Raw genomic sequence first — 6,721 nt, 5'->3', positions numbered from 1 at the left:
GCCCCCGCCCGCCGCCGGCTGGATCCCCCCCCGGGGCGCACGGCCGCCACTACCCGCCCCCGCCGCAGCTGTTTACCTGCCCCGGGCCGCCCCCCGGGGGGCCGCCGCCCGGGTCCGATGCCTCCGGCGACGAACTGACCGGCGCCGGCGCGCTGTGGCGGATGCGCACCACGGTGAAGGACGAGCCGGGGTCGCTGGCCGCGCTGTGCGTGGCCCTGGCCGAGCTGCGGGTCGACATCCTGAGCCTCCAGACGCACCCGCTCGGCGACGGCACGGTGGACGAGTTCCTGCTGCGGGCGCCGGGCGCGCTGCCGGCGGCCGAGATCACCCGGGCCGTCGCGCAGGCCGGGGGCGCGTCCACCTGGATCGAGCGGGCCGACGCCCACGATCTGGTGGACGCTCCCACCCGGGTACTCGGACTGGCCGCCCGCACCGCGCTGGACACCGCGGAACTCCCTCTGGCGCTCCGGCAGTTGCTGGGCCGGTGCACGATCCGTTCGCTGCCCGCGACGCCGGTCGCCGGGCAGCGGGACGCGGAGTCCGTGCCGGTCGAGGGGGTGCTGGAGGACACCGTCATGCGGCTGCGCGCGCCGGAAGGCGGTGTGCTCACCGTGGAGCGGCCGTATCTGCCGTTCACCCCGGCGGAGTTCGCCCGGGCGCGGGCCCTGGTGGAGCTGGACAGCCGGCTGGGCCCGCGGATTCCCCGCGGCCAGGACGTGCTGACGCTGCCGGAGGGGAACGACATCACCGTCCGCCGGGTCGACACCGGCGACCTGGCGGCGGCCAAGGCCATGCACGAGCGGTGCTCCGCGCGCACCATCGGCCTGCGCTACCACGGTCCGGTGGGGGACGCGGACCGCTATCTGAACCATCTGCTGAGCCCCCGCTTCGGGCGGACGCTGGCCGCGCAGACCCCGTCGGGCCGCATCGTCGGCCTGGGGCATCTGCTGTGGGACGGCGACGAGACCGAGGTCGCCCTGCTGATCGAGGACGACTGGCAGCGCCGTGGCGTCGGCACCGAGCTGCTCGGCCGGCTGGTGGCGATGGCGATGGACGCCGGCTGCGAGAGTGTGTACGCCGTGACGCAGGCGTCGAACACCGGCATGGTCGCCGCGATGCGCGGTCTCGGTCTCCCCCTCGACTACCAGATCGAGGAGGGCACCCTGGTGATCACGGCCCGGCTGGGCACGGCCCCGGCCGGCGCCCGCCCGGCGTACGGCGACGCACGGGAACGACTCGGCGGCCGCACCCACCACGACTGACACCCCCCGCTCCGCGGCAACGTCGGCCACCCCCGGCCCGACACGGGCACACCCAACCGGCCCCCAAGGCGCACCTGACGCCCCAGGCGGCTCCCGCCGCCACGGGAACGAGCAATCCGGGCCGCCACGCGCAACCGGCGGCCCGGATTGCTCCAGCCGCCCGGACACGCGCCCGCACACAGGCCAACGGCCCGGCGTCTCTTCGCCGGGCCGTCCGTCTGCGCCGTCAGTCCTGTCGGTGCCCCCTGGCGGCGCCCACCTTCTGCCGGTCCTGCGGAGCGCCCAGTGCCTGGTCCAGGTCGGCCCAGAGGTCGTCGACGTCCTCCAGGCCCACCGACAGCCGCAGCAGCCGGTCGCTCACCCCGGCCCCGCGGCGGTCGTCCGCGTCGACGATGCGGTGGCTGATGGACGCGGGATGCTGGATGAGCGTGTCGACGCTGCCGAGGCTCACCGCCGGGGTGACGAGCCGGACCCGGGAGATCACCTCGTGCGGATCGCCGTACACCTCGAAGGCGATCATGGCGCCGCCGAGCCGGGGGTAGTTCACCCGGGACACGCGCGGGTCGGCGGCGAGCCGGCGGGCCAGTTCGGCGGCGTTCGCGGAGGCGGCCCGCACCCGGACCGGAAGCGTGGACAGTCCGCGCAGCAGCAGATACCCGGCGAGCGGGTGCAGCACCCCGCCGGTGGCGAAACGTATCTGCCGCAGCCGGCCGGCGAACTCCTCGTCGCAGGCGACCACTCCGGCGAGGACGTCACCGTGGCCGCCGAGGTACTTGGTGGCGCTGTGCAGCACCAGCCGGGCGCCGTACTCGGCCGGGCGTTGCAGCACGGGGGTGGCGAAGGTGTTGTCGGCGAGCAGCGGGACCGAGCCGCAGGCGTGGGCGACGGCGCGCAGATCGACCTCGGCCAGGGTCGGGTTGGCCGGTGACTCGACCATCACCAGCCCGGTGTCCGGCCGTATCGCGTCGGCGATGCCGGCCGGGTCGGTCCAGGTGACCTCCGTACCGAGCAGTCCGGCGGTCAGCAGGTGGTCGCTGCACCCGTACAGGGGCCGTACGGCGACGACATGGCGCAGGCCCATGGCGGACCGGGCCAGCAGGACGGCGCTGAGCGCGGCCATGCCGCTGGCGAAGGCGACCGCGGACTCGGTGCCCTCCAGCCGGGCGAGCGCGGTCTCGAAGCGGGCGACGGTGGGGTTGCCGAGCCGGCCGTAGACCGGGGGTCCGGCCGGGTCGGCGCCGTCGGTGGCGAAGGCGTCGATGCGGGCGGCCTCGGCGCGGCTGTCGTAGGAGGGATAGGTGGTCGACAGATCGATCGGCGGGGCGTGCAGGCCCTGGCGGGCGAGATCGTCGCGGCCGGCGTGCACGGCCTCGGTGGCCAGAGCTCTGGATGCGGTGCGCACTGCGTCGTGGGCACTCGTGCTCGCTGAGTCCATGCGCGGAAGGGTGAACAGTGGACGGTTTCCGGGGGCGGGACACCGTGCTACGTTCGGCCAATGGCCGAATCCGTCGTACTGGATCCGGTGGACCTGCATCTGCTGCGCCTGTTGCAGAACGACGCCCGGACCACCTATCGCGATCTCGCCGCCCAGGTGGGCGTGGCGCCGTCGACCTGCCTGGACCGGGTGACCCGGCTGCGCCGCTCGGGGGTGATCCTCGGGCACCGGCTCCAGCTCGATCCGGCGCGGCTGGGCCGCGGGCTCCAGGCGTTGCTGTCGGTGCAGGTGCGGCCGCACCGGCGGGAGCTGGTCGGACCGTTCGTGGAGCGGATCCGCGCGCTGCCGGAGGCCCGTACGGTGTTCCATCTGACCGGGCCGGACGACTACCTCGTGCAGGTGGCCGTCGCGGACATGGCCGATTTGCAGCGGCTGGTGCTCGACGAGTTCACCGCGCGGCGGGAAGTGGCCCGGGTGGAGACCCGGTTGATCTTCCAGCAGTGGGAGTGCGGGCCGCTGCTGCCGCCCGGCCACGCCCAGAGCTGAATCCCCCCGTCCGTGGGTGACGCGGAGATCCCTCTCGTACGAGGATGTGCGGCATGTCTGACATCAAGAGCCCGCTGCCCCGTCAGGTCGCCGACGCGTACGTGGACGACCTCATCGCCCTCGACCCGGTCACCGGTACCTACCTCGGCGTGAAGGAGAGTTCCAGCAGGCTGCCGGACTACTCGCCCGCGGGCCAGGACGCCCTCGCCGGGCTGGCCCGGGCGACGCTCGCGAAGCTGGACGAGGCGGAGCGGCAGCCCGGCGCGGACAGCGACGTGGAGCGGCGCTGCGCGCGGCTGCTGCGGGAGCGGCTGACCGCCGAACTCGCCATGCACGACGCGGACGAGCATCTGCGCGCGGTCGGCAACATGCACACCCCCGGCCACTCGGTCCGGGAGGTCTTCACGGTGACTCCGCAGCAGACGGAGGCGGACTGGGCGGCGATCGCCGAGCGGCTGCGCGCGGTGCCGGAGGCGCTGGCCGGCTACCGGGAGTCGCTGCAACTCGGCCTGGACCGGGAGCTGTTCGCGGCGCCGCGGCCGACCGCGACATTCGTCGAGCAGCTCACCGAGTGGACGGGCGGCGACGGCGAGGGCCGCGGCTGGTACGAGGACTTCGCCGCCGCCGGACCTGAGGCGCTGCGCGCCGAGCTGGACGCGGCGGCCCGCGCGGCGACCGGTGCGCTGGTGGAGCTGCGGGACTGGCTGCGGGACGTGTACGCGCCGGCCGCGAAGGACGCCCCGAACGTGGTCGGCCGGGAGCGGTACGCCCGCTGGTCCCGGTACTTCAACGGCACCGATCTGGACCTGGACGAGGCCTACGCGTACGGCTGGGCGGAGTTCCACCGGCTCCTCGGCGAGATGCGGCAGGAGGCCGAGAAGGTCCTGCCGGGCGCGCGGACCCCGTGGGAGGCGCTCGCGCACCTGGACGAGCACGGCCGGCACATCGAGGGTGTGGACGAGGTCCGCGAGTGGCTCCAGGGCCTGATGGACCAGGCCATCGCGGATCTGGACGGCACCCACTTCGAACTCGCCGAGCGGGTGCGGAAGGTGGAGTCGTGCATCGCCCCGGCCGGCAGTGCGGCGGCCCCCTACTACACGGCGCCGTCGGAGGACTTCTCCCGGCCGGGCCGCACCTGGCTGCCCACGATGGGGCAGACCCGGTTCCCGGTGTACGACCTGGTCTCGACCTGGTACCACGAGGGCGTGCCCGGGCATCACCTCCAGCTGGCGCAGTGGGCGCACGTGGCCGAGAACCTCTCCCGCTACCAGGCGACGGTCGGCGGGGTCAGCGCCAACGCCGAGGGCTGGGCGCTGTACGCGGAGCGGCTGATGGACGAGCTGGGCTATCTGACCGGGCCGGAGGAGCGGCTCGGCTACCTGGACGCACAGATGATGCGCGCGGTGCGGGTGATCATCGACATCGGCATGCACCTGGAGCTGGAGATCCCGGCCGACTCGCCGTTCCACCCGGGCGAGCGCTGGACGCCGGAGCTGGCGCAGGAGTTCTTCGGGTCGCACAGCAGCCGGCCGGCGGACTTCGTGGAGAGCGAGCTGACCCGGTATCTGACCATGCCGGGGCAGGCGATCGGCTACAAGCTGGGCGAGCGGGCGTGGCTGCTGGGCCGGGAGAAGGCGCGGGAGCGGCACGGCGACGCCTTCGACCTGAAGGCCTGGCACATGGCGGCGCTGTCGCAGGGCTCGCTGGGCCTGGACGACCTGGTGGACGAGCTGTCCCGGCTCTGAACCGCGCCCGCCGGTCGCTCCGGCGAGCGTGCGGTCGTAACCGCTGAGGTCACGGCCGGCGAGGAGAACACCCCCGCCGGCCGTCCCCCGGACCACCGCGCCGACCGGCCGTCCCTCCGAACCACCACCTCGGCCGGCCGCGTCCCTCCGAACCACCACGGGGCCGTCTCCCGGACCACCGCGCCGCCGGCCCTCCCCCGACCACCGCCTCGGCCGACCGGGCCCCCGGACCACCGCCTCGACCGGCCGCGTCCCTCCGAACCACCACGGGGCCGTCTCCCGGACCACCGCGCCGCCGGCCCTCCCCCGACCACCGCCTCGACCGGCCGGGCCCCCGGTCCACCGCCTCGACCGGCCGCGTCCCTCCGAACCACCACGGGGCCGTCCCCCGGACCACCGCGCCGCCGGCCCTCCCCCGACCACCGCCTCGACCGGCCGGGCCCCCGGACCACCGCCTCGACCGGCCGTCCCTACGGACCACCGCGTTGCCCCTCCGTACCACCGCGTCGGCCGGCCAGCCCGGCGCGGGCGGCTCCGCCGGGTCGGCGCGGGCGGCTCCGCCGGGTCGGCGCGGGCGGCTCCGCCGGGTCGGCGCGGGCGGCTCCGCCGGGTCGGCGGTCCCGGAGAAAACCCGCGTCGCGGAGTCCCCGAGGACCCCGCGCCCGGAATCGGCGACACCCTGGGATCAGTCGGCAGCCCGGGGGCGACCGGGCCCGGACCGCCGGCACCGTCGATCGCCGGGCGCGCGGTCCGCCGGGGCACCAGCCCCCGAGAGGCCCCGTGCCGCGGAGTCCCCGAGGACCCCGCGCCCGGAATCGGCGACACCCTGGGATCAGTGGGCGGCCCGGGGCATGACCGGGCCCGGACCGCCGGCACCGTTCATCGCCGATGCGCGCGCTCCGCCGTCCGGCCCTGGCCCGGTGGCGGGCCCGGTGTGCGGGCGGCTAGCTGGTGCCGGGGCCGATGCGGAGGAGGCGGGCCGGCATGCAGCAGACGGGACCCGGGCAGCGCCAACTGGAGACGCCGCGTGCCGCCGGACTGGCGGGAGTCGTCTTCGCGCTGCTGCTGGCGGCGGCGATCGTGCTGATCCGGCTGGCGATTCCGCAGGGAGCCGACGCGGTCACCGCCCCGGGGTTCACGAACTCCACGCGGCGCAGCGCGGTGCAGACGGCCCTCGCGCTGGTGCCGTTCGCCGGCATCTTCTTCCTGTGGTTCATGGGCGCCGTACGCGCGCATGTCGGGGCGGCCGAGGACAGGTTCCTCGCCACGGTGTTCCTCGGCAGCGGTCTGGTCTTCACGGCCACGCTGTTCGGCGCCGGCGCGGCGGCCGGTGCCGTCCTGTCGGTGGCGCACCCGAGCGGCAGCGCGCCGCCGACCGCGGCCTGGGACTTCGGCCGCCACTTCGCCTACACGCTGATGGTGGGGTACGGGATGCGGATGGCGGCCGTCTTCGTGTCCGTCGTCTCAGCCATCGGCCGCCGGCTCGGTGTGCTGCCGCGCGGGCTCACCGTCCTGGGCTATGTCACCTCCCTGACCCTGCTGTTCGTCTCGCCGAACGTGCCCTGGGCGGAACTGGTCTTCCCCGCGTGGTCCCTGGTGCTCAGCCTGTACATCCTGGTGGCGAGCGGCCGTGACCGGTCGCGTGGCGCGGCGCGGGCGTGACGCGCCGGGGGTGCGTGCCCCCGGTCGTCGTTCGTCCGGCCGGGCCTCCCGGCGCGCGGTCTCGCCGTACC

The 6,721-nt window shown here is 75.2% G+C and carries 5 protein-coding genes; 4 read left to right on the top strand and 1 reads right to left on the bottom strand.

Annotated features, from left to right (window positions below):
* Nucleotides 1-1,262, top strand: a 1,262-nt coding sequence (locus ACFVIU_RS21070; RefSeq protein ID WP_385844214.1) for a GNAT family N-acetyltransferase, incomplete at its 5' end; no start/stop codon positions are given.
* A gap of 226 nt (nt 1,263-1,488) precedes the next feature.
* Here the strand turns inward: ACFVIU_RS21070 and ACFVIU_RS21065 are convergent.
* Complete coding sequence (locus tag ACFVIU_RS21065; RefSeq protein ID WP_385844213.1) at nt 1,489-2,697, bottom strand: trans-sulfuration enzyme family protein; 1,209 nt, start codon at nt 2,695-2,697, stop codon at nt 1,489-1,491.
* Between the two features lie 60 nt (nt 2,698-2,757).
* Here ACFVIU_RS21065 and ACFVIU_RS21060 point away from each other — a divergent pair, with 60 nt between their 5' ends.
* From ACFVIU_RS21060 to ACFVIU_RS21050, 3 genes are all read left to right on the top strand, one after another.
* Nucleotides 2,758-3,243 (top strand): Lrp/AsnC family transcriptional regulator, encoded by a 486-nt coding sequence (locus ACFVIU_RS21060; RefSeq protein WP_385844212.1) that lies wholly within the window; start codon nt 2,758-2,760, stop codon nt 3,241-3,243.
* A gap of 53 nt (nt 3,244-3,296) precedes the next feature.
* Nucleotides 3,297-4,988, top strand: a complete 1,692-nt coding sequence (locus ACFVIU_RS21055; RefSeq protein ID WP_385844210.1) for a DUF885 domain-containing protein — start codon at nt 3,297-3,299, stop codon at nt 4,986-4,988.
* A gap of 984 nt (nt 4,989-5,972) precedes the next feature.
* The gene (locus ACFVIU_RS21050; protein ID WP_385844209.1) at nt 5,973-6,650 is read left to right on the top strand and encodes a hypothetical protein; all 678 of its coding nucleotides are present in this window, start codon (nt 5,973-5,975) and stop codon (nt 6,648-6,650) included.
* Nucleotides 6,651-6,721: the final 71 nt, after the last annotated feature.

Source organism: Streptomyces sp. NPDC127190, assembly GCF_042672505.1.
GTDB lineage: Bacteria > Actinomycetota > Actinomycetes > Streptomycetales > Streptomycetaceae > Streptomyces.
The sequence above is the reverse complement of the archived record's forward strand: the minus strand, read 5'-3'. Positions and strand labels throughout refer to the sequence as shown.